The organism is Sulfitobacter sp. HI0040 (assembly GCF_001634885.1).
In the GTDB taxonomy this organism is placed as follows: domain Bacteria; phylum Pseudomonadota; class Alphaproteobacteria; order Rhodobacterales; family Rhodobacteraceae; genus Sulfitobacter.
This window is the reverse complement of the sequence record NZ_LWEX01000441.1, coordinates 1-207: the sequence shown is the minus strand read 5'-3', so window position 1 is coordinate 207 and position 207 is coordinate 1. Positions and strand designations below refer to the sequence as shown.

Annotated in this window: 1 protein-coding gene; it reads right to left on the bottom strand. The window is 62.3% G+C overall.

Features of this window, described 5'->3' with window-relative positions; genetic code table 11:
- A partial coding sequence (locus tag A3728_RS18095; RefSeq protein WP_330220290.1) for an FAD-dependent oxidoreductase occupies positions 1 to 207 on the bottom strand: 207 nt, incomplete at both ends.

Sequence of the window (207 nt, the reverse complement as noted above, 5' to 3'; positions counted from 1 at the left end):
GTGGGCCGTCCGCTTGTAGCCGCGCACCTCATGTTCGGTCTGCGCCAGCATGATCACGCCCCGGGGGCTGAACATCACGTTGTAGTTCAGATCCTGGCTCATGGTCTCATAGAGACTGCGCGCCTTTTCGTAGATCGCGGCGGAGGGATCCTGCAGGTAGTTCGACCGGATGATCGTGGTGTTGCGCCCGGTATTGCCGCCCCCCAG